Raw genomic sequence first — 24601 nt, 5'->3', positions numbered from 1 at the left:
CACAACCCAAATTCGGTGGCTGCCCACAGGCGACCGGCAGTAGGTTGCCGCTCGTGAGGTAGGTGCCGGCGTCCCGCGGGCACCGGGAAAGCGAAGGAGGCCCCTATGGCGGGCAGCGTGAACAAGGTCATCCTGGTCGGCAATCTCGGCCGCGACCCCGAAGTGAGGTCCATGCAGGATGGCCGATCCATGGTGAACATGTCGGTGGCGACGTCGGACACCTGGCGCGATCGCCAGAGCGGCGAGCGCAAGGAGCGCACCGAATGGCACCGCGTCGTGATCTTCAACGAGAAACTCGCGGAGGTCGCGCAGAAGTACGTCCGCAAGGGCTCGAAGGTCTATGTCGAGGGCCAGCTCTCGACCCGCAAATGGACCGACCAGAGCGGCCAGGAGCGCTACACCACCGAGGTCGTGATCCCGCGCTTCGGCGGCGCGCTCACCATGCTCGATGGCCGCAGCGGCGAAGGCGGCGGCGCCTCGATGGGCGGCGGCGGTATGGATGACGACCTCAGCCCGCCGCCGAGCAGCGGCGGCGGTGGCGGCCGTCCGGCGACCCGCAGCAAGGCCGAGCTCGACGACGACATTCCCTTCTGAGCGGGGGGCGTTCTAGACGGCGAAGCCCAGCGCCCGAAGCTCGGCCGCGGTCTCGCCGGCCGAGCGATGATGGACGGCGCTCCAGCCGGCCGCACGGGCACCGTCTGCATTGGCCAGCACGTCGTCGATGAAGACGGCGTCCTCGGGCCGGAAGCCGCCGACCCTGCAGGCGAGGTCGTAGATCGCGCGGTCGGGTTTGGAGCACTTCACCTCGCCTGACACCACGTAGTCGCGGAACAGGCCGAGGAAGGGATGGCGCCGGGCCGCCGTGCTGCGCAGCCAGGCGTCGAGCAAGTCGGGCGCGTTCGACAGCAGGTAAAGCGGCGTGCCGGAGGCGTGCAGCTTCTCAACCAGTGCAGCCATCTCGGGGAAGGCCACGGCGCACATCTCGTCGAAACGCCCGTAGAAGGCCGCGATCAGCTCGTGCTTGTCCGGATGGAGGGCCTGCAGGGCCCGCGTGGCCTCGCGGAAATCGCCGCCATGGTCCTGTGCCTGGTGCCATTTGCTGGTGGTCACCTCGGCCAGGAAACGCTCCATTTCCGTGGGGTCGGAAATGAGCTGGCGGTAGAGGTGGCGGGGGTTCCAGTCGACCAGTACGCCGCCGAAATCGAAGACCGCCACGGAGGGCTTCTGGGAGGGCAAAACCGGGCCTTTCCGATGTCGTTTTTCGGGGCAAATTCTCCCTTTTAAATCAGGCACTTGCAAGGCAATCGCCGGCGCGATTTCTGTTGGTATTCCAGACCCCATTTGCTAGGTTGCCAAATGGCTCGCCGAACCCCTCGGCGGGCCCACGATAAGAGCCAAAAAAGCTAGGTTTCCGTTGAGCGACGATACGACCCTTCCGCCGGCGCCGCCGCCCCCCGACGCGCCCCAGCCGCCTCCGCCGCCGCACGATATCGCGCCGATCACGATCGAAGAGGAGATGCGCCGCAGCTACCTCGATTACGCGATGAGCGTGATCGTGTCGCGCGCGCTGCCCGATGCGCGCGACGGCCTGAAGCCGGTGCAGCGCCGCATCCTCTACGCGATGAAGGAGGGCGGTTACGACTCGTCGCGGCCGTTCCGCAAGTCCGCGCGCATCGTCGGCGACGTGATGGGCAAGTACCACCCGCACGGCGACAGCGCGATCTACGACGCCATGGTGCGCATGGCGCAGGGCTTCTCGATGCGCCTGCCGCTGATCTCGGGCCAGGGCAACTTCGGCTCGATGGACGGCGATCCGCCGGCGGCCATGCGATACACCGAGGCGCGGCTGGCGACCGTCGCCGAGACGCTGCTCGACGACATCAACAAGGACACCGTCGAGTTCCAGCCGAACTACGACGAGCGCGAGAGCGAGCCGACGGTCCTGCCGGCGGCCTATCCGAACCTGCTGGCCAACGGCGCCGGCGGCATCGCCGTCGGCATGGCGACCAACATCCCGCCGCACAATCTCGGCGAGCTGATCGACGCCTGCATCGCGCTGATCGCCAATCCCGAGCTGACGGTGCAGCAGCTCACCGAGTACGTGCCCGGCCCGGACTTCCCGACCGGCGCCACCATCCTCGGCCGCAACGGCATCCGCGCCGCTTTCGAGCTCGGCCGCGGCTCGCTGATCATGCGGGCCAAGACGAACATCGAGGAGAAGTCCGGCGGCCGCGAGGCGATCGTCGTCACCGAGATCCCGTACCAGGAGAACAAGGCCCGCCTGCACGAGCGCATCGCCGAGGTGGTACGCGACAAGAAGGTCGAGGGCGTCTCCGAGATCCGCGACGAGAGCGACAAGGACGGCGTGCGCCTGGTCATCGACCTCAAGCGCGACGCCATGTCCGACGTGGTGCTGAACCAGCTCTACCGCTTCACGCCGCTGCAGACGAGCTTCAGCGTCAACGCGCTGGCGCTCGACGGCGGCCGGCCGCGGCTGATGAGCCTCAAGGAGCTGCTCGAGGCCTTTATCCGCTTCCGGGCCGAGGTCATCACCCGGCGCACCAAGTACGAGCTCAACCACGCCCGCGACCGCGCCCATGTGCTGGTCGGTCTCGCCATCGCCGTCGCCAACATCGACGAGGTGATCGAGATGATCCGCCGCTCGCCCGATCCCAACGTGGCGCGCGAGCGATTGATGGCCAAGGACTGGCCGGCGGTCGACGTGAAGCCGCTGATCGAGCTGATCGCCGAGCCCGGCCGCGACGTGTCGGCCGAGGGCACCTACCGGCTGTCCGAGGCGCAGGCCCGCGCCATCCTCGACTTGCGCCTGCAGCGCCTGACCGGCCTGGAGCGCGACAAGATCGCCGAGGAGCTGACCGACGTCGCCAAGCTGATCGAGGGCTATCTCGAGCTGTTGGGCGATCGCGACAAGCTGTTCGCGCTGATGAGCACGGAGCTGCTCGAGATCAAGGACAAGTACGCCACCCCGCGGCGCACCCAGATCGTCGACAACGAGTTCGAGCAGGACATCGAGGACCTGATCCAGCGCGAGGACATGGTCGTCACGGTGACCCATGGCGGCTACGTCAAGCGCGTGCCGGTATCGGCCTATCGCGCCCAGCGCCGCGGCGGCAAGGGTCGCTCGGGCATGGCGACGCGCGAGGACGATTTCGTCACCTCGCTGTTCGTCGCCAACACCCACACGCCGGTGCTGTTCTTCTCCAGCCGAGGCATCGTCTACAAGCTCAAGGTCTGGCGGCTGCCGCTCGGCGCGCCGCAGGCCCGCGGCAAGGCATTCGTGAACCTGCTGCCGCTCAGCGAGGGCGAGACCATCAGCACGATCATGCCGATGCCGGAGGACGAATCGAGCTGGTCGACGCTCAACGTCATGTTCGCCACCGCGCGCGGCGGCGTGCGGCGCAACGAGCTCGGCGACTTCGTCAACGTCAACCAGAACGGCAAGATCGCCATGAAGTTCGAGGGCGAGGATGCCGGCGACCGCCTGATCGGCGTGTCGGTCTGCACCGAGGACCAGGACGTGCTGCTGGCGACCAAGCTCGGCCGCGCGATGCGCTTTCCGACCGACAAGGTGCGGCTGTTCGCCAGCCGCAACTCGACCGGCGTGCGCGGCATCGCCCTGGCCGACGGCGACGAGGTGATCTCGATGGTGCTGGTCGATGCCGGCAAGGGCGTCGCCAGCGAGGAGCGCGACGCCTATCTCCGCCAGGCGCGCGCGCTACGCCAGGCCGAGAACGCCGAGGAGGAAGCGGGCGGCGAGGAGACGCCGGCGACCTCGACGACAGCGCCGCCGGAGGCGGCTTTGTCGGAGGACCGCTTCAAGGAGCTGCAGGCGCGCGAGGAGTTCGTGCTCACCGCGGCCTCGACCGGGTTCGGCAAGCGGACCTCGGCCTACGAGTATCGCGTGACCGGCCGCGGCGGAAAGGGCGTCGAGCTGATGCGCTTGCCCGAGGGCGGCCAGGTAGTCGCGGCGTTTCCGGTAGGCGAGAGCGACGAGATCATGATGGTGACCGACGGCGGCACCCTGATCCGCTGTCCGGTGGCGGGAATCCGCATCGCGGGACGCGGCACGCGCGGCGTGCGCATCGTCAACGTCAGCGAAGGCGAGCGCGTGGTCTCGGCGGTCCGCATCGGTGAGGACGACGCGAACGGCAACGGCAACGGAAATGGCGAAGACCATTCCGAAACAAACGGTGGATAAGGACCGGCCGTGTCGCTAAGACTTCGCCGCTCCCATCGGTGTGCGACTCCGGGGGCCGGTGGCCTGGGAGAGGGCCGAACAAGGGGGACCAATGGGCGTGGACCGCGTCGGTGTCTATCCGGGTACGTTCGATCCCATCACCAGCGGGCACATGGAAGTGGTGCGCCGCTCGCTGCGCCTGGTCGACAAGCTGGTGATCGGGCCGGCGATCAACATCAGCAAGGGCCCGCTGTTCTCGCTCGAGGAGCGGGTCGAGATCATCAAGGAAGACATCGCGGATTATCCCCAGACCGAGCGCGAGCGCATCGAGATCGTGCCGTTCGAGGGGCTGCTGATCCATTTCGCGCGCCAGGTGAACGCCCAGGTGATCATCCGCGGCCTGCGCGCGGTTTCGGACTTCGAGTACGAGATCCAGATGGCCAACATGAACGCCCGCATGGAGCCCAACGTCGAGACCATCTTCCTGATGGCCTCCGACCGGCACCAGTTCATTGCATCGTCACTGGTGAAGGACATCGCCCGGCTGGGCGGCGACACCTCCCAGTTCGTGTCCAAGAAGGTCTTCGAGCGGCTCAAAAAGAAGTTCGCCAAGGCCTGACGCCCCGCCGTGCCGCGTTGACCGGGGCGGCCGCGACCCTTATACGGGCGCCGCGCGGGGTTTCGGCCCGCGACGCGACCCGGGAACGAGCCCATAGCTCAGCGGTAGAGCATCTGACTTTTAATCAGGTGGTCGTAGGTTCGATCCCTACTGGGCTCACCACGGGATCCAACGAGGAGATGCACGGCTCATGCCGTCGGTGAACGTCGTCAACGGCAAGCAGATCGTCGTCGAGAATCTCGGTTCCGGCGCGCGCATGGTCCGCTTCTTCGCCAAGCCCTTCCTGCAGATGTGGCACCACCGCGACCTGATCCAGGCGATCCTGCGGCGCGAGGTCGCCGAGCGCTTCAAGGGATCGATCGCCGGCTGGGTCTGGGCGGTGGTGGCGCCCTTGCTGGCGATCGCCGTCTACACCTTCTTCTTCGCGGGCCGGCTCGACCTGCCGAAGGAGTACATCATCACCACCGGCCAGAACACCAGCTACGCCCTGTTCATCCTGAGCGGCATCGTGGTGTTCAACTTCTGGTCGGAGATGGCGTTCCGCGCGCCGATGCTGCTGCACGAGTACGTCCACTTCATCAAGCAGACCATCTTCCCCAGCGACATGCTGGCGGTCATCTCGACCCTGCGCGCCACGCTCTACACCGTGATCTCGATCGTCGTGCTGATGGTCTTCCAGTTCCTGGTGGTCGGCAGCCTGCCCTGGACCTGGCTGCTGCTGCCCTTCATCTTCATCCCGTTCCTGGCCTTCCTGGTCGGCATGTCGTGGTTCCTGTGCGCGGTCGGGGCCTTCACGCGCGACGCCGGCTACTTGATGATCAACATCGTGCCGCTGTTCATGTTCGCCACGCCGGTGTTCTATGCCCGGACCCAGCTGCCGGTGCCGCTGGACTTCTGGCTCTACGCCAACGCGCTCACCGGCTATGTCGAGGTGATGCGCGATATCATGCTCGTCGGACAATTTCCCAACTGGCAGGTCTATGCCTGGACTCTCTTCACCTCCATCTTCACTTTCTACTTCGGCTACTGGTTCTTCGACAGGTATCGGAATGTCATCGTCGACGTCCTCTGATATCGTCGTCGAAGCCAAGCATCTCGGAAAGGCCTTCCAGCTTTACGCCAGGCGTAACGACTGGCTGAAGCAGGTCATGTTCGGGTGGTGGAAGTCGTACTTCAAGCCGTTCTGGGTGCTGCGCGACATCGACCTGCAGGTCCGCCGCGGCGAGAGCATCGGCATCCTGGGCCGCAACGGCTGCGGCAAGTCCACCCTGCTGCAGGTGATCTGCGGCATGACCCTGCCGAGCCACGGCGAGCTGCGCGTCACCGGCCGCATCGCCCCGGTGCTGGCGCTGGGCTCGACCTTCGACCTCGAGCTGTCGGGCCGCGAGAACGTGATGATCGGCGGCGCCGTGCTCGGGCTGAAGCGCCACGAGGTGCTGCGCAAGTTCAACTCGATCGCCGAGTTCGCCGGCATCGGCGACTACATGGACCAGCCGGTGAAGCACTATTCGATGGGCATGCGCACGCGCCTGGCTTTCTCGATCTGCGCCCATGTCGAGGCCGAGATCCTGGTGGTCGACGAGGCGCTGTCGGTCGGCGACGCGGCCTTCCAGCGCAAGTGCCTCGATTGGATCGACAGCTTCCGCAAGACCGGCACGCTGCTGTTCGTGTCGCATTCGATGGCCGAGGTTCGCCGCCTGTGCAACCGCGCGATCTGGATCGAGGACGGCCGCATCCGCGAGCAGGGCGACCCGAGCGAGGTCATCCGCAACTATCACCGCGCGCTGCTGGTGGAGAAGGACGACGTCCATCGCTTCTCGGCCGCACGGGGATGACGGCCGATGGAGGCCGGCCTCGTGGTCTGGATCGGCGGCGCGTGGTGGGCGACCGCATCGGCCGTCCAGTGGCTGAGCGCCGCCCTGGCCCGCAGCCCGCGCCGTGAGACGCCGCCTCGCCATCGCACTGCCGACTTCAGCATCGTCGCGCCCATGAACGGCGCCGCCGACGCAGCACCTGCCTACGTTGCCGCGCTCAGGTCGCTGGCGGAGCAGGGCGCGGAGGTTCTGATCTGCGTCGCCGGGCCCGACGATGGCGCGCTGGCGCCGCTGCGCGCCGAGTGGCCGGAGGCGCCGGTGCTGGTCGGCAGCGACACCACCTTCAATCCAAAAATGAACAACGTGCGCAAAGGCCTCGAGGCGGCGCGCCGCCCGGTCGTGGCGTTGTGCGACGCCGGCATCCTCCTGGAGGCGGCCACGCTCTGCCGCGCCGCTGCGCCCCTCGCGGACACGGGCGGATCGGAGACGGTCGGGCTGGTGCTGGCGCTCAAGGCGGCGGTGGCGCCGGACAACTTCGCCGCCGAGCTCGAGCGCGCCTACATCAACGGCCACCAGGCGCGCTTCCTGCTCGCGGCAGACCGCCTCGGACTCGCGGTGGCGTCCGGCGGTGTCACGTTGATGTCATTCGACACCCTGCAGCGCATCGGCAACTGGCGCGGCTTCAACCGCTGGATCGCCGACGACTACTCGGTCACCCGCTCGGTGCGCGAGCTCGGCCTGAAGACGCGGCTGGGCGATGTCATGCCGCCGCTGCCGCTCGGCCGTCGCGACGGCGCCGTGGTGTGGCGGCGCCAGGTCCGCTGGGCACGCACGCGTCTGAGGCTGCCGGTCTGGCCGCTGGTGCTGTGGGAGCCGGCGATCGGCTGGGCGGTGTCGGCCATCGCCGGGCTGGTCGCGCTGGCGGCGGCCGGCGTCGCGGCGGGCGGCTTGCTGATCGGTCTGGTCCTGCATACCGCGGCGTGGCTCGCGGCTGAATGGTGGTTCACGACGGGACGCGGTCTGTCGTTCGGTGGGCGCGCCGCGGTCGCCACATTGATCCGCGAGGCGCTGGCGCCGATCCTGATGCTGCGGGCGCTGAGCAGCCGGCGGATCGACTGGCGCGGCACCGATCTCGGCAGCGGCTGGCGTGGCCGCATGGGGACTTCTGCATGAGCATCGACACCATCAAGCTGCCCGAGCGGATGGATTCGACCACTGCGGCTGCAGCGGAGCAGATGTTGCGCGCGGCAATGCGCCCCGGCGCGCGGATCATCGTCGATGGCAGCGCGGTCGGCTACATGAGCGCCGCCGGCGTGCGCGCGTTGGCCGGCGTCCTGCACGGCGCGGAGGAGATCAGCGCGCGCGTCGTGTTCTGCCGCTTCACCGGGCCGGCGGTGGATTGTTTGGAGGTCAGCGGCTTCGCCCAGCTTCTCGAGGTCGCCGAAAGCCTCGAAGAGGCTTCTGACCGGTTGAACTCAACAGGCGGGGCAGGCTCCAACCGCTTGCACCAGCGCCGGACTGCGGGTTAATTACCTGCTCAGGCTGAGGCAAGACCAAGGGGCTTTGGGCGGGGCAGCGATGCTAGCCGCTTCGGGTGGAGATCGGGCTTTGACAATCTGGACCTGGCTGCGCCCCGTCGCGCGTCCCGTATTCGTTGGCCTTGGCTTGGCGCTCGCACTCGGCGGCTGCCAGGTGGTGCCTGGCGACGGGCCATGGATGGGCGGATCACAAGCGTCAAGCACCGAGGCGCTGCCGTTCGACGTGATCGACCTCACGCCGACCAGCGTGGTGGCGTTCCGGCCGGTGCCCAGCCTCGACAAGGCCTCGACCCCCAACACGTCCGCGGGCGCCCGGATCGCGGTGGCGCCAGGCGACGTGCTCAGGGTCCGCATCTTCGAGCCTTATGCCGGCAGCATCTTTCCCACCATCCAGCAGCCGGGTGCCGATCTCGGCACGCAACGCGTGACCGATCAGGGGACGATCAACGTGCCCTATATCGGCACCATACCGGTCGCCGGCCTGGACCTTGGCCAGATCGAGCAGCGCATCGCCGAGCGGGCGAAGGGCAAGGCGCAGGATCCCCAGGTGATCGTCGAGTTCGTCGCCGACCGCAGTCACACTGTGATGGTCTCGGGCGATGTGAAGCAGCCCGGCCGTATCTCGATCCTGGATAACGTGCGCTCGGTCGTCGATGCCATCAACCGTGCGGGCGGTGTCTATGCCAGCTCGGTGCAGGGTGGATCCCAGAGCAATCAGCTCGAGGTCGTGGTGCGCCGGAACGGCCAGGTCATCCTGACGACGCAGTGGTCCGATCTCCTCGCCGGTGCCGACATCCCGATCGAGAAGAACGACGAGATCGTGGTGCGGCCCAACGCGCGCACCTACACGGTCCTGGGCGCGGTGACGAAGGCCGGCAACGTCGAGATGACCAAGGCCAACATGAACCTGCTCGAGGCGCTGGGCTCGGTCGGCGGCCTGACCGACGAGCGCGCCAACAAGACCGGCGTATTCCTCTTCCGGATGGGAGATATCCAGAACAATCCGGGGGCAAGGGCCCGTGTTTTTCGGTTGGACCTCAGCCAGCCAGTGTCTATCTTCGTCGCTCAGCAATTCGGGATGCAGCCCCGCGACGTGGTGTATGTCACGAATGCGCCACTTTACGAGTACAATAAGATCGTGACGGCCCTTTACAGAACCTTCTCGATCATCAGCGTGACGAGGGGCACTGTGATCCCGTCCACGTCCTTCTGACGGACTGCCTTCTGGCGGACTGAACGTGCGGACTGGGCTGGGGTAACTGGAAGCGGATTCGCATGGCGCGACGGGAAAAATACAGGTGGGGTGCAACGGGTGTCGCGATCCTGTTCGTGGTCGCGGCCCTGGCTCTCTGGATTGCACCGACCCGGCAGACCAGCAGCGCGCAGGACGGCATCCGGCCGACCGGACCGCTGATCTCGCGCGGCTACACCGACGCGCCGGCCGGCACGGTCGTCATCGCCGGTGACCCGTCGAGCGTCGGCGTCCTGCAGGAGCTGCGCGTCAGCGAAGGCCAGAAGGTCAAGAAGGACGAGGTCGTCGCGGTGATGTCGACCTTCGCCAAGGCCGACATCACGGTCCGCACGACCGAGGCGCAGTTGCAGAAGCACGAGCGGACGCGCGAATCGATGGTCAACGGCTATCGCACCGCCGAGATCGCCATGCAGGAGGTGGTGGTCAAGTCGTCGGCCGAGGAACTCAAGCTCAAGAACCTCGAGATGACGCGTTCGGGCAAGCCGCCCGACCAGAAGCAGCTCGAGCTCAGCATCTCCCAGCAGAGCCTCGAGCGCGAGCAGGCCAAGCTGCGCGTCCAGAAGGAGACGCTGTCCAGCGACCTCGCCCAGACCGACATCGATATCAGCATCACCCAGGCCAAGCTCGACCAGGACCGGATCAGCCGCGAGCAGGCGCTGGTCCGCTCGCCGATCGACGGCGTGGTGGTGCAGATCTACAGCCGCCAGGGCGAGCGGGTGTCGCCCAACGGCATCGTCAAGATCGTCGACATGAGCCAGATGCGCGTGTTCGCCGACGTCGACGAGCTGCATCTCGGCCGGGTCGTCACCGACGGCAAGGTCGAGGTCACGTTCCGCGGCAACGCCACGATCTACCGCGGCACGATCGTCCGCATCGCGCCCTCGGTGAAGCGCATGCAGCGCATCGAGCCGGACGGCGGCTCCTCGACCGACGCGCGGGTCGTGCAGGTCGAGATCAAGCTCGACGACCCCTCCGGCATGCCGCAGGTGCTGGGCCGCGAGACGCGCGTCACCTTCCTCTGATGGCGCTCATCCTTCCTGCCGCCGCCTCGCCGCAGCCGCGCCGCAGGCGGTGGCCGCACTTCTCGTTCGCCCATCTGCGCGCCGCCGCCAAGACCGCGGCGGCGATGCCGCTCGGCTCCCAGCAGCTGCGCCGCCAGCGCACCAGCACGCTGTTGTCGCTGGCCGGCGTGACCGCGAGCTTGCTGGTCGTGTTCGCCCAGCTCGGCATCGAGCGCGCCGTCTACGATTCGTCGATCCGCGTCCATCGCGCGGTGGTCGCCGACCTGGTGCTGGTGCCGCCCGGTTTCAAGTCGCTGCAGATCCATGCCGAGGTGCCGGCCGCGATGAACGACATCGTCGCCACCAATCCGTCGGTCGCCGGCACCAGCCCGTTCTGGTTCGGCGTCATGTCGCTCGGCCATGCCGGTATGCCGACCTCGCGGCGGCTCGCCTGGTATGCGATCGACGTCGAGCGCCCGGCGATCGACGTGCCGGGCCTGAAGGAGAATCTCTACAAGCTGCGGGAGCTGCGGCGCATCCTGTTCGACCGCGATTCGCGGCCGTACTTCGGCGATCTGGCCGAGGTCGCCGACAAGGGCGTCGAGGTGCCGGTGCTGGGCCCGCCGGACGTGCGCAACCTGCTGCGCGAGATGTTCGTGGTCGGCACCGTGGCGATCGGGCCCAACGTGGTGAACGACGGCGCGGTCATCATGTCGGAGGGCACCATGGCTGAGGTGATGGGCAGCTGGTACTCCGAGCGGCCCGCCTTCATCGGCATCCAGCTCGTGCCGGGCGCCGACCCGGCCGCGGTCCGCAAGCAGCTCAACAACGCGCTGATCGGACGCGGCGAGGTCATCAGCCGCGAGGAGTTCGAGGCGCGCGAGAAGCAGTACTGGTCGCGCGAGACGCCGGTCGGCTACATCACCGACCTGGGCTTCGTCATGGGCCTGATGATCGGCATGGTGTTCATCTACTACGCCCAGTACCAGATCATCCGCTTCTATCTGCCCGAATACGCCATCCTGAAGAGCCTCGGCTACGACTGGTGGTTCTTCCTCTGCATGATCGGGCAGATCGGCGCGGCGATCATCACGCCGGCCTTCCTGGTCGCCTTCACGCTGGCGCGCCTGGTCTACGGCATCGCCGAGGCGACGATCCATCTCGGCATGACGATGGGCCTGCGCGAGATGGTGGTGGCGCTGGTCGCGTCGATCGTCATGACCGCGGTGTCGAGCGTGTTCGCGATCCGGCGCCTGTGGAAGGTCGATCCCATCATGCTGTTCGAATGACCATGGTCGACAGCCACGTCCTGGGTCCGGCGGTCGTCGAGGCGGTCGACATCCATCACCACTACGGCGACGGCCCACAGCGCGTCGACGTGTTGTTCGACATCAACATGCAGGTGCGCGAGGGCGAGATCGTCATCGTCACCGGGCCGTCGGGCTCGGGCAAGACGACGCTGCTCACCATCCTCGGCACGATGCGGCGGCCGTCCGAGGGCAAGCTCAATCTGCTCGGCGCCGACACCGCCGGCGTCGTCGGCCCCGCGCTCGATGCGCTGCGCAACCGCATCCGCTTCCTGTTCCAGAAGCGCAACCTCCTGTCGTCGCTGACGGCGCTGCAGAACGTCATCGCCGGCGTCTCGACCACGCCGCTCGCCGATCCGGCGTGGGACGAGCGGCGGGCGCGCTATCTGCTCGGCCTGCTCGGCCTCGCCGACAAGGCCGATTCCTGGCCCGACGAGCTGTCGGGCGGCCAGCAGCAGCGCGTCGCGATCGCCCGGGTCATGATCGGCCTGCCCGACCTGATCATCGCCGACGAGCCGACCTCGGCGCTCGACCGCGTGGCGGGCCGGATCGTCGTCGACCAGCTCAGGGATCTCGCGATGCGCGCCAAGTGCGCCGTGGTGCTGTCGACCCACGACGAGCGCATCTTCGACGTGGCGAGCCGCCGCCTCCATATCGAGGACGGCCGCTGCTTCGAAGTCCCGATCCACTACCACTGAGCCATCGTGCTGCTGTTCGCCGTCGACCTCGTGGTGCTGCTCTGCCTCGCCGTGCAGTTCGCGCTCGCAGCCTATTTCATCTGCCTGCTGGTCTGGATGGCCGAGCAGCCGGAGCGGGCCGAGCTGCCGGCGCTGCCTCCGGATGCCGAGCTGCCGCGCGTGCTGGTCCAGATCCCGGTCTATAACGAGCCGATGGTGGTCGAGCGCGCGGTGCTGTCGGCCGGCGGCCTCGACTGGCCGCGCGACAAGCTCAAGGTCCAGTTGCTCGACGACAGCACCGACCTCACGTCCGACATCGCCGTCCACGCGATCAACCGCCTGCGCAGGGACGGCATCGATGCCGAGCACGTCCGCCGCGCCGACCGCGGCGGCTTCAAGGCCGGGGCGCTCGCCGCCGGCATGGCGCTCGATCCGGCGCCCTACGTCGTCGTGTTCGACGCCGACTTCGTGGCGCCAAGCGACTGGCTGCGCCGGGCGATGGCGGCGCTGCTTGCCGAGCCGAAGGCGGCGTTCGTGCAGACCCGCATCGAATGGGGCAACGGCGAGCGGAACTGGCTGACGCGCGCCCAGCGGCTGATGCAGGACGCCCATTTCGCCGTCGAGCAGGACGTGCGGGCGCGCCGCGGCGTGCCGTTCCAGTTCAACGGCACCGGCGGCATCTGGCGCCGCGCGGCGGTCGAGGAAGCGGGCGGCTGGTCGCATGACACGCTGTCCGAGGACCTCGACCTGGTGCTGCGCACCCATCTCGAGGGCTGGACCGGCCTGTTCCTGATGGAGCCGCACGTGGTCGGCGAGCTGCCGCAGCGGCTCGAGGATTTCAGCGCCCAGCAGAGCCGCTGGTCGAAGGGCTTCGTGCAGGTCGCGCGCAAGCTCCTGCCGCAGATCTGGGGCTCGGCCTGGTCCGACGCGGCCAAGTTCACCACCACGGTCGCGCTCGGCCAGCAGCTGGTCTTCCCGGCGCTGGCGGTGGGCGTGGTCGCGCTGGTGGTGTCGATCCTGGGCCATGGCCATCTGACCGGCCTGTTCCGCTTCCTGCTGTGGCTCTGGCTGCTCGGCATGCTGGCGGTGCTGTTCGGCATGACCTGGGCCGGCTGGCGGCGGCTCTGCCGCGGCGGGCTGGCGCACTATATCGTGACGGCGTTCAGCGTGCCGGCGCTGATCGTGTATCTTGCGGGGACCAATGCCGGCGCCATCATCGGTGCCGCGTTCGGCCGCAAGACCGAGTTCAACCGCACGCCCAAAACGGGCACCTGAGTCTGGCACCTGAATCTGGCACCTGACGTGATCGCCTCCGTGGCCTGTCTCCTCGCCGTCGTGTTCGGCGCCTGTTGCCTGTTGCTGGCCGCCTTCATCGGCAGCCTGCTCTACATGGTGCTGCTGCACCATCGGCTGAAGCCGGCCGGGCTGGCCCGCGAGCGGGCGCTGCTGGCGACGCCGCTGCCGCCCGACGCCGAGCTGCCGCACGTCGTGGTGCAGATCCCGTCCTTCAACGAGGGGCCGGTGGTGCGCCGTGGCGTCGAGGCGGCGGCCAGGCTCGACTGGCCGCGCGACAGGCTGCACATCCAGATCCTCGACGACAGCACCGACTCCACGGCGGAGATCGCCCGCACCGTCGCGGCCGAGCTGCGCGACCAGGGCTTCGACGTGGTGGCGCTGCAGCGCACCGACCGCTCGGGCTACAAGGGCGGCGCCTTGCACGAGGCGATGCAGCAGACGCCGTACGACTACTTCGCCATCTTCGACGTCGACTACGTGCCGCCGACGGATTTCCTGCGCCGCGTCATGGCGGTGTTCCAGGCCGAGCCGAAAGCCGCCTTCGTGCAGGCGCGCTTCGACTTCCTCAATCCGCACGAGAACGCGCTCACCGAGATGCAGATGGTGACGCTCGACGCCCATCTCGGCATCGAGCAGGCGACGCGCTGGTGGGCCGGTCATCCGCTGCCGTTCAACGGCACCTGCGGCATCTGGCAGCGCGCCGCGGTCGAGGCGGGCGGCGGCTGGAAGGGCGACACCGTCACCGAGGATCTCGATCTGACCTATCGCGGCTGGGTCAAGGGCTGGCGCGCGGTGTTCCTGACCAGCGTCGCGGTGCCGGGCGAGCTGCCGGCCGACACCCAGACCTGGCTGCGCCAGCAGCAGCGCTGGCAGGACGGCTTCCGCCACGTCTCGCTGCGCATGTTCCCGGTGATCGTGAAGAGCCGCGACATCGGCCCGGCCGCCAAGGGAGCGGCGCTGCTCCATCTCTGCATGTCGCTCAACCAGCCGGTGCTGCTGGTCGGCGTGGTCTGCGGCGTTCTCGCCGGCCTGCTCAACCCGGCGCTGATCCCGGCGCTCCTGACCGCGTTCGTCGTCACGGTGGCGTGGGTGATCTTCTGCGCCACGACCTTCCTGCGGGCGGGCCACAACTTCATCCGCCACGGCGAGATGTCGCCCGGCCGCTTCGCCATCGTGCTGCTGCGCTTCGTCGGTGGCCAGGTCGCGATGGTGACCCGCAGCCTCTGGGTCCACATCAAGAAAGCGCTCGCGCCGCCGAAGCCGGTCGTCTTCGACCGGACCCCGAAGAAGGGCGCTTAGGTGGGACGGAACCGTTGCTGCAACAACGGTATTCCAGAGGGTGATCTTCGTCACCGCCCGATGCGCGGCGTCAGATGCAATTGATACCGGACTTATTTCAGCCGAGCTCTTGCCCCGGCTAGAATGTCCGCGTGGCGTTCAACCGTAACCTGCACGGTCTTCGGGGCCTTTTGGCCATCGGCGTCATGATCGGTCATTGCGGTATCGTCCACATTGAATCCGTATCGGTCTTCTTCTTCTTCGTCCTAAGCGGGTACCTGCTGGCAAGCCTTTACCGGAACGGTATGCGGCCGGACCAGCTCGGGCCCTACGCAATGCGTCGCGCGGCGCGCTTGGTTCCCCTGTACGCCGTCGTGCTGGTCGTCATCGCCCTGGTGCCGAACTGGCTCTATGACGCCGTCCTGCGGCCCGACGAAGCGGCCAAGTTCGAAGGCATTGCGGCGACTTTCCTCGAGCATCTGACCTTCAAGTGCGGCGACATCCATTTCTGGACGCTCTCTCAGGAAGCGGTTGGGTATGCGTTGATTGCGGCGCTCGTATTGATGCGCAGTCTGCTGGGAGTCGGCCCGTTTATTGCCTTGTGTGCGGCCGTCGCCGTATTCTTCGATTTCTTCTGGTTCATCCCTATGCCCAGCAGCGGCATCGTGCGCCCATTCTATGGCATGCATTTCGCCATCGGGGTGGCGGCGGCGCAGATCCCGACCGGTAAGCCGAAGCGATGGGCATCGGCTGCGTCGATTGTCATCCTCGGCGCCATCCTGGTCGCCGCCATGTTCGGCGAGGCCATCAAGTCGACTTGGGACGTACCTTTCTGGGAGGGCATCATCCCGCCTGAGTTGTGGGGACTGATCGCCGCCGCCGCCATTCTGGGCCTCGCGCACGGGTCTGACGTGCTTGGGCGCTTCGGCTTCTTCGGCACGATCAGCTACGGAACCTACGTCTTCCACTACTTGGTGCTGCTGATCGTGGCGAGTCTGGACGGGGCGCACAATCCTCTCGTGACCTTCCTCAAGGTTGGATCGATCACCTTCGCGCTGGCTTGGCTGAGCTATCGCTACATCGAGGCACCGTGCATTCGATGGGCCGCCTCGCTTCGCCGCTCCGAACAAAGGGCTACAGAAGGGGCTTGACCTTCTATTTCCGGGTAGCGTTCTCGCAAATGTGCCGCGCGCGTCATCTTCATGGTGTGAAGCCCCAGTGTAGAGCTCGCATCGGGTACCGCTGCTGGAACAGCGGTGTTCCAGACTGTGATCTTCTTCGCTTCCCGGACTTCTCTCACTCTCCTCTCGTCATTGCATATGCCTTCGAGAGGAAAAGACGACGATGTCCTTCGACTTCACCAAGTTCCCGTATCCCGCGCTCTATAACCCCGGCGCCGCCAGCCGCACGGAGGCGATCAGGACCGGCCCGGTTTCGTCCGGCTTCGCCGTGATCACGCTCAAGACGCCGCAACCGAAGGCCTGCCTGCCGGACATCCGCGAGTTCGCCCGGGCGCTGCGCGAGGGCACCGGCGACATCGGCCTCGGCGACATCACCGCCTATCGCCACATCGACCGTGACGAGCTGGGGGGTGCGATGCCGTTCGACCAGCCGGTCTGCGAGGGGCTGCTGAAGGCGGCGGCTTCGCGCGAGCAGACGAAGGCGGCGGCCGGCATGGTCTCCTCGCTGGTGCTCTCCAATCCGCGGGCAGACTGGGTGCTGCTCGTCGAGTTCGAGCTCCCGGAGCAGGCGCAGGACGCGGTCGCAGGATGGCGCGAGGGCCGGGACGGCTTCGACGAGCTCGCGGCGCACTCGACGGCGACCACGATCGGCGCCTTCAAGAACATGAAGCGCTACGCCAGCGTCTCGCGCGATCCGAACGTCATCCAGTTCTTCAACCTGTTTCCGAGCCCCGGCAGCGTCGACGTCGTCTGGACGGCCTGGCAGGACGCGCTGCCGTGGTTCCTCGAGGTGGCGGAGATCCGTTCGTCCTTCCCGCTGGTGGCGCTCGACGAGGAGCAGCCGATCCTGCTGGTGAACTACGCGCACTGCGATTCGATCAAGCACTTCCTGATCGGCACGCTCCACGATCCCGGCTTCAGGGAGGTCATGGAGTCCTGCTATGCGCGGCGCGACGTCACCTCGCCGATGCCGTTCTTCTGCAAGATCGTTCCGGTCTGAACGGTCCGCAGCTCCATCGCCAGGAACTCGACGAATGCCTTGGCGGCCGGCGCGGTCCGCGCGCCGGCCGGAAACAGGGCGGAGAGCGCAGTGGCGACGGGCGGCCATTGCTTGAGGACGTGCACCAGTCGGCCGGCGACCAGGTCGTCGCCGACGAGATGGAGCGGCATCTCGGCAATGCCGGCGCCGTCGAGGGCGGCGGCGCGGACGGCGGCGATGTTGTTGGTGCACAGCCGCCACGAGATCGGCACGCGCCGGCGTCCGTCGGGGCCCTGCAGCTCCCACGTCGCCGCCTCGGGCCTGATGGCGATGCAGGCGTGGCCCTTCAGGCCCTCGGGATCGGCCGGCACGCCATGCTCGGCGGCATAGGCCGGGCTGGCGCACAGGATGCGCTCGAACACCGCCACCCGCTTCACCTTGAGGCTGGAGTCGTCGAGCTCGCCCATCCGCAGCGCCAGATCGAAGCCGTTCCTCACCACGTTCACCCGCTCGTCGCTGAGCGCAAGCTCGGCGCGCACCTTGGGGTGCCGGGCGAGGAATCGCACGAGGCTCGGCTGGACCTTGGTCTGGCCGATGCCGACCGGGGCCGTGATCCGCAGCAGTCCGGCCAGCCCCGCCGGAGGCTGGCGTGCTTCCTCGACCGCCGACGCCATGTCCTCGGCGGCCTCCCGGCAGCGAGCATAGAGCCTGCGTCCGGCCTCGGTGAGGGCCAGGCCGCGGGTGTTGCGATGCGCGAGCCGCTGGCCGAGCACGGTTTCCAGCTCCCGCACCTTGCGGCTGATCGTCGACTTGGGCAGGCCGAGCGCGCGGCTCGCGCCGGAAAAGCCGTTGACCTCGACGACCTTGACGAAGATCCGGACCGCGTTGAGGTCGATCATCGCGTGCGCCCGATCAGGCCAGCACGCTCTCGCGCCACAGCGGATGGTGAGCGCAGCGCATGCCGCCGCCGACGCGGATCGGGCCGTCGAAGGGAATAGGGATCACGTCCATCTTGCGCTGGCGCAGCTCGCCGATCACACGCGCGTTGTCGGCGTCGACGATCATGCGGCCTTCCTCGAGGATCAGGCCGTTGGTCGCGAGCTTGGTCGCCTCGTCCTTGGAGACCGCGATCGCATCCCAGTCGCGCAGCGACATCGGCAGGCCGTCGACGAACTTCTCGGGACACCAGATCAGCAGGCCGGGCTTTACCAGCGCCAGGGCGCAATCGAGATGCAGGACGAAGGAGCGAAGGGCCACCGGGATCACGCGGTAGGGCGCGCCGAGCAGCGCCTGCAGCCAGTCGATGCCGGCCATATCGGAGGCACAGCCCGACATGCCGACATAGACCTCGTAGCCGTTGAGCAGCGTGTCGCCGCCCTCGAGGAACGGCCCGTCGACGCAAGCAGGCGAGCCCAGCGGCACGCTCGACCAGCGCGCGCCGCGTTCCGACACCATGCGCTGGATCAGCGGCCGCAGCCCGTAGCGCTCGCGCTGGCGGCAGAGCAGCCGCAGCGAGGCGTCGATCACATGCTCGCCGATCACGATCATGCCGTCGCGCGAGAAGAGCTGCGCGCCCTCGCCGTTGGGGGCGAGGAAGGTCCGTTCGGCGCCGCGCAGGCGCTCGGGCCGATGGACGGTGACGCCTTCGCGCGCGACCAGTTCGGCGAGGGCATCGGCCTGGCGCTCGATGCGCTCGGCCCATTCGGGATCGAGCTCGATCAGGCGGCGGCCGGCGTGCTGGCGGCTGAACTCGGCCTCTTCGGGGCGCTGCCAGCGCATCGACTCCTCGTAGAAGACCACGAAGTCCTCGGCCGGCGAGAGGCCGATCACGACCTCGCGCAGCTTGCCCCATTCATGGTGGGCACCGAAATTCGCCATCAGACCCTCGCGTAGATGTCCTCGTAGCGGACGATGTCGTCTTCCTCGAGGTAGTCGCCGGTCTGCACCTCGACGACCTCGAGCGGCTCGCTGCCCGGGTTGGCCAGGCGATGGATGCCGCCCATCGGGATGTAGATCGATTCGTTCTCGTGCAGGGTCATGATCTTGCCGTCGAGCGTTACCTCGGCGGTGCCCTTGACCACGACCCAGTGCTCGGCGCGGCGGTTGTGGCTCTGCAGGCTGAGCTTGCCCTTGGGGTTCACGGTCAGCCGCTTGGCGCGGAAGCGCTCGCCGCGGTCGATGTCCTGGTAGCTGCCCCACGGCCGGTGCATCACGACGTGCTCGGTGGCGGCGCGGTGCTTGCCGTCGGTCATGCGCTGCACGACGTCCTTCAGCCGCGGCAGGTTGTTGCGATGGCCGACCAGCATGGCGTCGTTCATCGCCACCACGACCACGTCCTCGACGCCGATCACCGCGGTCAGCGGCCCGTCGGAGCGGACGTAGGAGTTGCGCACATGGTCGATCTCGACCGGGCCCTCGGTGACGTTGCCCTCGGAATCGGCGTTGCCGACATCGAGCAGCGCGTCCCAGGTGCCCAAATCGGACCAGCGAAACTTTGCCGGTATCACCCAGCACTTGTCGGTGCGCTCCATCACTGCGTAGTCGATCGACTTGGCTGGCGCCTTCTTGAAGGCGTCGGCGTCCAGGAACACCGTCGAACCCGTCTTGCGGGCCTTTGCGACGGCTTCCTCGGCGGCGGCGGCCATCGCCGGCTCGAAGCGCGCCATCTCCGAGAGCAGCACCTCGGGCGCGAACAAGAAGTAGCTGGCGTTCCAGAACAGGCCCTCGGCGATGTAGCGCAGCGCCGTCTGCGCGTTGGGCTTCTCGACGAAGGCCGTGACCTTCTGCACCGGGCCGATCTGCTCGCCGCCGGGCCGGATGTAGCCGTAGTCGGTCTTGGGCTCGGTCGGCGGGATGCCGAAGGTGACGATGCCGCCGCGCTCCACCGCCGCCATGCCGTCGCGGCAGGCGGAGCGGAACTCCTCGTCGCCGATCACCATGTGGTCGGACGCCATCGCCAGCACGGCCTTGGCCTGCAGGGTCCGTGCATAGACCGCGGCGGCCGCCATCGCCGGGCCGGAATCGCGCCGCTCCGGCTCGATCACGATGTCGATTTCCGCGCCGATCTCCTTGGCCTGCTGCTCGGCCATGAATCGATAGGCGTCATTGGTGGCGATCACCGGCTTGCCGAACAGGCCGCGGTCGGCGACGCGCATCAGGGTCTGCTGGAAGGTCGACTGCTTGCCGAGCAGCGGCACGAACTGCTTGGGCATGCTCTCGCGCGACAGCGGCCACAAGCGCTTGCCGGAGCCGCCGACCAGGATGACGGGGGTAATGAGCGACATACGGGCCGCGATATAGCCGAAGGGCGGGGCCGGGCCAATGGCCCCGGCCGTCACGGAGTTTCCACCTTTGCCGGCGCGCCCTGGTTCTCGGCGCGCCGCCGCCGTGCCTCGCGCTCGACCGCCTCGACCAGCGACGGGATATTGGCCGCGACCTCGTAGAAGTCGCTGGCGTAGAGAACGAGCAGGGTCGTGGGCTGGGTAGTGACGACCGTGGCACTGCGCGGCAGCCGGTCGAGCAGGGCCATCTCGCCGAAAAAGCCGCCTTGCCGCAGAGCCACTGAACCGCGCGGCAGGCGGACCTCGACCTCGCCTTCGGAGATGAAGAACATCGAATCGCCCGGCTCGTCGCGGCGCACTACGACGATGCGCGGCGGATAGTGCCTCACCCGGAGCTTGCTCACGATCTCCGACAGGGTGACCGTTCCGAGCTCGGCGAACATCGGCACCCGCGTCACCTGGTCCCAGACCCGGAGATACTCGCGCCGCCGCTCCTCCTCAGAGAAGCCGGTCGCCAGGATACCGGTCAGCAGCGCCAGCACCACGATGCCGCTCACCATGACCAACGAGCCGACCATGCGGCCGCCGACGGTTTTCGGCACGACGTCGCCGTAGCCGGTCGTCGTCAGCGTCACCACCGCCCACCACAGCGATTCGGGGATGTTGCCGAACACCTTGGGCTGGAGCTCGCGCTCCAGCATGTGCGCCAGGGCGGCAGCGGTCACCAGCACCATGACGAAGATGATGACCACGCTGGCGAGCGTTGCGCGCTCGTTGGCGATCACCCGCGCCAGGGTGGTCATCGCCGGCGCGTGGACACTGAGCTTCAGGATCCAGAAGACGCAGAAGATCGGCGCCCATTCGTTGCCGGCGTGGATCGAGCTGAAGGTGATGGCGAGCACCGGAAACACCGCCAGCAGGCCGATCAGCCCGTTGATCGACAGGGCCCAGCGCAGCCGCGCCATGCCGTCCGACAGGCCGGCGAAGCGGTTCGATTCCGGCGCCGCCCACAGCCGCACCAGGTACTCGCCGAAGAAGACGACGGCGACCAGCACCACGATCGCGGTCAGCACGTCGTCGGTCCATATCGGCAGGCCGTCGATCGACGAGATCGCGATCGCCAGCAGACCGGCGGCGAGGACGGTCAGATGCAAGACGCGCCAGCGGCGCCCGCCACGGCCCATCTCGGAGTGCCGGAAGATCGAATGGACGCGTGCCCGCGTCGAGGGTGCCGTTGCCGCCACGGCGAAACTTTGGTCGCTTGGCCTTCCTATTGCAACTTGGCCCGGCCGGACGGGCCTTGTGGAGCGTCCGCGCTGGCCTCCCCGGCATCTCTGCCGCTAGAGCGGTTTCCGAGCAGATGGAACCGCTTGCGGTTCCATCTGCTCGGAAACGCGCGCACTGGCGATGCTCGGTCCACAGGGCACATTCCGTCCGGCTGATTACAGCCGGACGGAATGTGCTTTAGTCTGCCGCCCGCGAGCAGGGGAGAGGGTATGGAACCGCGTCAGGTCAAGACCGCCGCCGATGCCTTGAAGATCGTCAAGCAGCGCGGTCTCAGCCACGTCAAGGTGGGCGTCCACGATATCGACGGGGTTTTGCGTGGAAAATACCTGCACATCGACAAGTTCAAGTCGGCTCTCGCGGGCGGCATGGGATTCTGCGACGTCGTGCTGGGCTGGGACAGCAACGACCAGCTCTACGACAACGTCAGCTACACCGGCTGGCACACCGCCTATCCCGACGCCAACGTCCGCATCCTGCCGCAGACCTGCCGCGAGATCTCCACCGAGCCCGGCAACCTGATGTTCCTGTGCGAGTTCACCGGGCCGGCCGAGGAGATCTGCCCGCGCGCCGTGCTGCGCCGGACGATGGCCCGCGCGAAGACGCTCGGCTACGAGGTCAAGGTCGGCTTCGAGTACGAGTTCTTCGTCTTCGCCGAAACGGCCTTCTCGATCCGCGAGAAGGGTTACAAGAACCTCAAGCCGATCTCGCCCGGCTTCTTCGGCTACTCGGTGCTGCGCAATTCGGTGCTGAGCGATTGGTACAAGGACCTGCTCGCCATGTGCGAGACCATGGACATGGGCATCGAGGGCTTGCACACCGAGACCGGCGCCGGCGTGCTCGAGGCGGCGCTGCGCGTCGCCGACGGTCTGGAGGCAGCCGACCGCGCCGCGCTGTTCAAGCTCTTCACCAAGGTGCTGGCGCAGAAGCGTGACTGGCTCGCCACCTTCATGGCCAAGTGGTCGAAGGACTGGCCGGGCTGCGGCGGCCACATGCACATGTCGTTGTGGAAGGACGGCAAGCCGGTTTTCTTCGACGAGAAGGCGCCGCACCGCATGAGCAAGACCATGCGCCACTTCGTCGGCGGCCAGCAGGCGCTGATGCCGGAGACGCTGGGCATGGTCGCCTCGACGGTGAACGCCTATCGCCGGTTGATCCCCGGCTTCTGGGCGCCGACCGTCTCGACCTGGGGCGTCGAGAACCGCACGTGCGCGCTGCGCGTCATCCCGGCCTCGCCGAAGTCGACACGCGTGGAGTACCGCATCGCCGCGGCCGACGCGAACCCCTACCTGGCGCTCGCCGCCGCGGTCGGCTCGGGCCTGTGGGGCATCGAGAACAAGGTCGATCCCGGCGAGCCGATCGCCGGCAACAGCTACGAGAAGAAGCATCCGGCGAAATGGCAGCTACCGCGCACGTTGATGGAATCGGCGGGCCGGCTGAAGGCCTCGAAAGCGGCGCGCGATCTGTTCGGCGACGCCTTCGTCGATCATTATTCTGCAACGCGTGAATGGGAAGAGCGGGAGTTCCGCAAGGCCATCACCGAATGGGAGCTCGACCGCTACATGGAAATCATCTGATGGCGTTGGTGGGAAACTGGAACTATCCGACCTCGATCCGCTTCGGCGCGGGCCGCATCAAGGAACTGCCCGATGCCTGCAAGGCCGTCGGGCTGCGGCGCCCGCTGCTGGTGACCGATCCCGGGCTCGCGAAGCTCACGATGATCTCCGATGCCATGGTCGGCCTGCGCAAGGCCGGCCTCGAGGTGGCGCTGTTCAGCGAAGTGAAGCCCAACCCGGTGGCAAGCAACGTCGAGGCCGGCATCCGCGTGCTGCGCGCCGGCAAGCATGACGGCGTGATCGCCTGGGGCGGCGGCTCGGGCCTCGATTCGGCCAAGGCGATCGCCTTCATGGCCGGCCAGACGCGGCCGATGTGGGACTTCGAGGATATCGGCGACTGGTGGACGCGCGCCAATCCCGCCGGGATCCTGCCGACCATCGCCGTGCCGACCACCGCCGGCACCGGATCGGAGACCGGCCGCGCCTCGGTCATCACCGACGAGGCGACGCACACCAAGAAGGTGATCTTCCATCCCAGGATGATGCCGTCGATCGTGATCGCCGATCCCGAGCTGACGGTCGGCCTGCCGCCGAAGCTCACCGCCGGCACCGGCATGGACGCTTTCATCCATTGCTTCGAGGCCTACTGCGCGCCGGGCTATCACCCGTACGCGGAAGGCATCGCGGTCGAAGGCATGCGGCTGGTGAAGGAGAACCTCGCGCGCGCGGTCAAGGACGGCCGCGACCTCGAGGCGCGTGGCCACATGCTGGCCGCCTCGCAGATGGGCTCGACCGCCTTCCAGAAGGGGCTGGGCGCCATCCATTCGCTGTCGCATCCGGTCGGCGCGGTGCTCGACACCCATCACGGCCTGACCAACGCGGTCGCCATGCCCTACGTGGTGAAATTCAATCGCATCGCGATCGAGGACAAGATCGTGCGGCTGGCGCGTTGGCTCGACCTGCGCAACCCGACATTCGACGGCTTCATGCAATGGACGCTCGATCTTCGGCGCGAGATCGGCATCCCGCACACGCTGGCCGAGCTCGGCGTGAAGGTCGAGCATCTCGACAAGTTCGCCGAGATGGCCGCGGCCGATCCGACCGCCGGCGGCAATCCGATCAAGGCCGGCGTCCCGGAGATGCGCACGATGTACGAGGCAGCAGTGAACGGGAGGCTGTGATGGCGTTGAGCTTTCCTCCCCATTCATATGGGGAGCAACTGTCTTTTGGCCTAAGCGCCGGCAGGCTGCCAAGGGAGGTTGTGTCGGCTCATGGCGTTGAGGGTGACGATGAGCTTACGCATGACGGCGACGATGGCGACCTTGGGCTTCTTGCCGGCA

At 67.5% G+C, this 24601-nt stretch carries 22 protein-coding genes, 1 tRNA gene and 1 pseudogene; 18 read left to right on the top strand and 6 right to left on the bottom strand.

The genetic code is table 11. The features are described 5' to 3' along the window. Positions 1–105: 105 nt before the first annotated feature. Positions 106–594: a single-stranded DNA-binding protein gene (gene ssb, locus J0J01_RS19195; protein WP_296383500.1), complete on the top strand. Its 489-nt coding sequence runs from the start codon at positions 106–108 to the stop codon at positions 592–594. 12 nt (positions 595–606) lie between these two features. Here the strand turns inward: ssb and J0J01_RS19190 are convergent, their stop codons facing one another. Next, positions 607–1215 carry an HAD family phosphatase gene (locus J0J01_RS19190; RefSeq protein ID WP_296383498.1) on the bottom strand — a complete coding sequence of 203 codons (609 nt, stop codon included), beginning with the start codon at positions 1213–1215 and terminating at the stop codon, positions 607–609. A gap of 274 nt (positions 1216–1489) precedes the next feature. Between J0J01_RS19190 and gyrA the strand changes: the two genes are divergently transcribed. The 15 genes from gyrA to J0J01_RS19115 all read left to right on the top strand — a co-directional run bounded on the left by gyrA (position 1490) and on the right by J0J01_RS19115 (position 17161). Beyond that, a complete protein-coding gene (gyrA, locus tag J0J01_RS19185) occupies positions 1490–4219 on the top strand; it encodes a DNA gyrase subunit A (RefSeq protein WP_296383788.1) in 2730 nt (909 codons plus the stop codon). A 97-nt stretch (positions 4220–4316) separates the two neighbouring features. Beyond that, positions 4317–4817, top strand: coding sequence for a pantetheine-phosphate adenylyltransferase (coaD, locus tag J0J01_RS19180; protein WP_296383496.1), 501 nt, complete (start codon positions 4317–4319; stop codon positions 4815–4817). 87 nt (positions 4818–4904) lie between these two features. Further along, positions 4905–4979 (top strand) — tRNA-Lys (locus J0J01_RS19175). 28 nt (positions 4980–5007) lie between these two features. After that, on the top strand, positions 5008–5889 hold the full coding sequence (locus J0J01_RS19170; RefSeq protein WP_296383494.1) for an ABC transporter permease: 882 nt from the start codon (positions 5008–5010) through the stop codon (positions 5887–5889). After that, positions 5867–6652 carry an ABC transporter ATP-binding protein gene (locus tag J0J01_RS19165; RefSeq protein ID WP_296383492.1) on the top strand — a complete coding sequence of 262 codons (786 nt, stop codon included), beginning with the start codon at positions 5867–5869 and terminating at the stop codon, positions 6650–6652. The genes J0J01_RS19170 and J0J01_RS19165 overlap by 23 nt, the downstream gene beginning before the upstream one ends. Before the next feature lie 6 nt (positions 6653–6658). Beyond that, a complete protein-coding gene (locus J0J01_RS19160) occupies positions 6659–7804 on the top strand; it encodes a glycosyltransferase (protein WP_296383490.1) in 1146 nt (381 codons plus the stop codon). Beyond that, positions 7801–8160 (top strand): STAS domain-containing protein, encoded by a 360-nt coding sequence (locus J0J01_RS19155; protein WP_296383488.1) that lies wholly within the window; start codon positions 7801–7803, stop codon positions 8158–8160. Before J0J01_RS19160 ends, J0J01_RS19155 begins: the two co-directional genes overlap by 4 nt. Before the next feature lie 79 nt (positions 8161–8239). Beyond that, positions 8240–9382, top strand: coding sequence for a polysaccharide biosynthesis/export family protein (locus tag J0J01_RS19150; protein WP_296383486.1), 1143 nt, complete (start codon positions 8240–8242; stop codon positions 9380–9382). 62 nt (positions 9383–9444) lie between these two features. After that, entirely contained in the window at positions 9445–10443 is a 999-nt protein-coding gene (locus tag J0J01_RS19145) for an HlyD family efflux transporter periplasmic adaptor subunit (RefSeq protein WP_296383484.1), read from the top strand. Then, entirely contained in the window at positions 10443–11711 is a 1269-nt protein-coding gene (locus tag J0J01_RS19140; protein WP_296383482.1) for an ABC transporter permease, read from the top strand. Before J0J01_RS19145 ends, J0J01_RS19140 begins: the two co-directional genes overlap by 1 nt. Next, entirely contained in the window at positions 11708–12427 is a 720-nt protein-coding gene (locus J0J01_RS19135; protein ID WP_296383480.1) for an ATP-binding cassette domain-containing protein, read from the top strand. The genes J0J01_RS19140 and J0J01_RS19135 overlap by 4 nt, the downstream gene beginning before the upstream one ends. Before the next feature lie 6 nt (positions 12428–12433). After that, positions 12434–13681 (top strand): glycosyltransferase family 2 protein, encoded by a 1248-nt coding sequence (locus J0J01_RS19130; protein WP_296383478.1) that lies wholly within the window; start codon positions 12434–12436, stop codon positions 13679–13681. Positions 13682–13708: 27 nt separating this feature from the next. Continuing rightward, the gene (locus tag J0J01_RS19125) at positions 13709–15001 is read left to right on the top strand and encodes a glycosyltransferase (protein WP_296383476.1); all 1293 of its coding nucleotides are present in this window, start codon (positions 13709–13711) and stop codon (positions 14999–15001) included. Positions 15002–15132: 131 nt separating this feature from the next. Further along, positions 15133–16131, top strand: coding sequence for an acyltransferase (locus J0J01_RS19120; RefSeq protein ID WP_296383475.1), 999 nt, complete (start codon positions 15133–15135; stop codon positions 16129–16131). Between the two features lie 193 nt (positions 16132–16324). After that, positions 16325–17161 (top strand): hypothetical protein, encoded by an 837-nt coding sequence (locus tag J0J01_RS19115; protein ID WP_296383472.1) that lies wholly within the window; start codon positions 16325–16327, stop codon positions 17159–17161. Here the strand turns inward: J0J01_RS19115 and J0J01_RS19110 are convergent. Genes J0J01_RS19110 through J0J01_RS19095 form a run of 4 tightly spaced genes read right to left on the bottom strand, consistent with a single transcriptional unit; the run spans position 17101 to position 21665 of the window. Further along, on the bottom strand, positions 17101–18039 hold the full coding sequence (locus J0J01_RS19110; RefSeq protein ID WP_296383470.1) for a LysR family transcriptional regulator: 939 nt from the start codon (positions 18037–18039) through the stop codon (positions 17101–17103). The two genes, J0J01_RS19115 and J0J01_RS19110, sit on opposite strands and share 61 nt — an antisense overlap. A 13-nt stretch (positions 18040–18052) precedes the next feature. After that, complete coding sequence (locus J0J01_RS19105; protein ID WP_296383468.1) at positions 18053–19018, bottom strand: amidinotransferase; 966 nt, start codon at positions 19016–19018, stop codon at positions 18053–18055. Then, positions 19018–20424 (bottom strand): mannose-1-phosphate guanylyltransferase/mannose-6-phosphate isomerase, encoded by a 1407-nt coding sequence (locus tag J0J01_RS19100; protein ID WP_296383467.1) that lies wholly within the window; start codon positions 20422–20424, stop codon positions 19018–19020. The genes J0J01_RS19105 and J0J01_RS19100 overlap by 1 nt, the downstream gene beginning before the upstream one ends. Positions 20425–20474: 50 nt before the next feature. After that, positions 20475–21665 (bottom strand): cyclic nucleotide-gated ion channel, encoded by a 1191-nt coding sequence (locus J0J01_RS19095; protein ID WP_296383465.1) that lies wholly within the window; start codon positions 21663–21665, stop codon positions 20475–20477. Positions 21666–21917: 252 nt separating this feature from the next. Here J0J01_RS19095 and J0J01_RS19090 point away from each other — a divergent pair, with 252 nt between their 5' ends. Both J0J01_RS19090 and J0J01_RS19085 read left to right on the top strand, forming a co-directional pair. Next, positions 21918–23282 (top strand): glutamine synthetase, encoded by a 1365-nt coding sequence (locus J0J01_RS19090; RefSeq protein WP_296383464.1) that lies wholly within the window; start codon positions 21918–21920, stop codon positions 23280–23282. Then, positions 23279–24442 (top strand): iron-containing alcohol dehydrogenase, encoded by a 1164-nt coding sequence (locus tag J0J01_RS19085; protein WP_296383786.1) that lies wholly within the window; start codon positions 23279–23281, stop codon positions 24440–24442. The genes J0J01_RS19090 and J0J01_RS19085 overlap by 4 nt, the downstream gene beginning before the upstream one ends. A 50-nt stretch (positions 24443–24492) precedes the next feature. Here J0J01_RS19085 and J0J01_RS19080 read toward each other — a convergent pair. Beyond that, positions 24493–24601, bottom strand: a pseudogene (locus J0J01_RS19080) (IS110 family transposase); the annotation flags it as partial.

Origin of the sequence: Reyranella sp. (genome assembly GCF_017305915.1) — a bacterium.
Classification (GTDB): Bacteria; Pseudomonadota; Alphaproteobacteria; order Reyranellales; family Reyranellaceae; genus Reyranella.
Note: the sequence above shows the minus strand (reverse complement) of the source record. Positions and strands in the feature narration are given on the sequence as shown.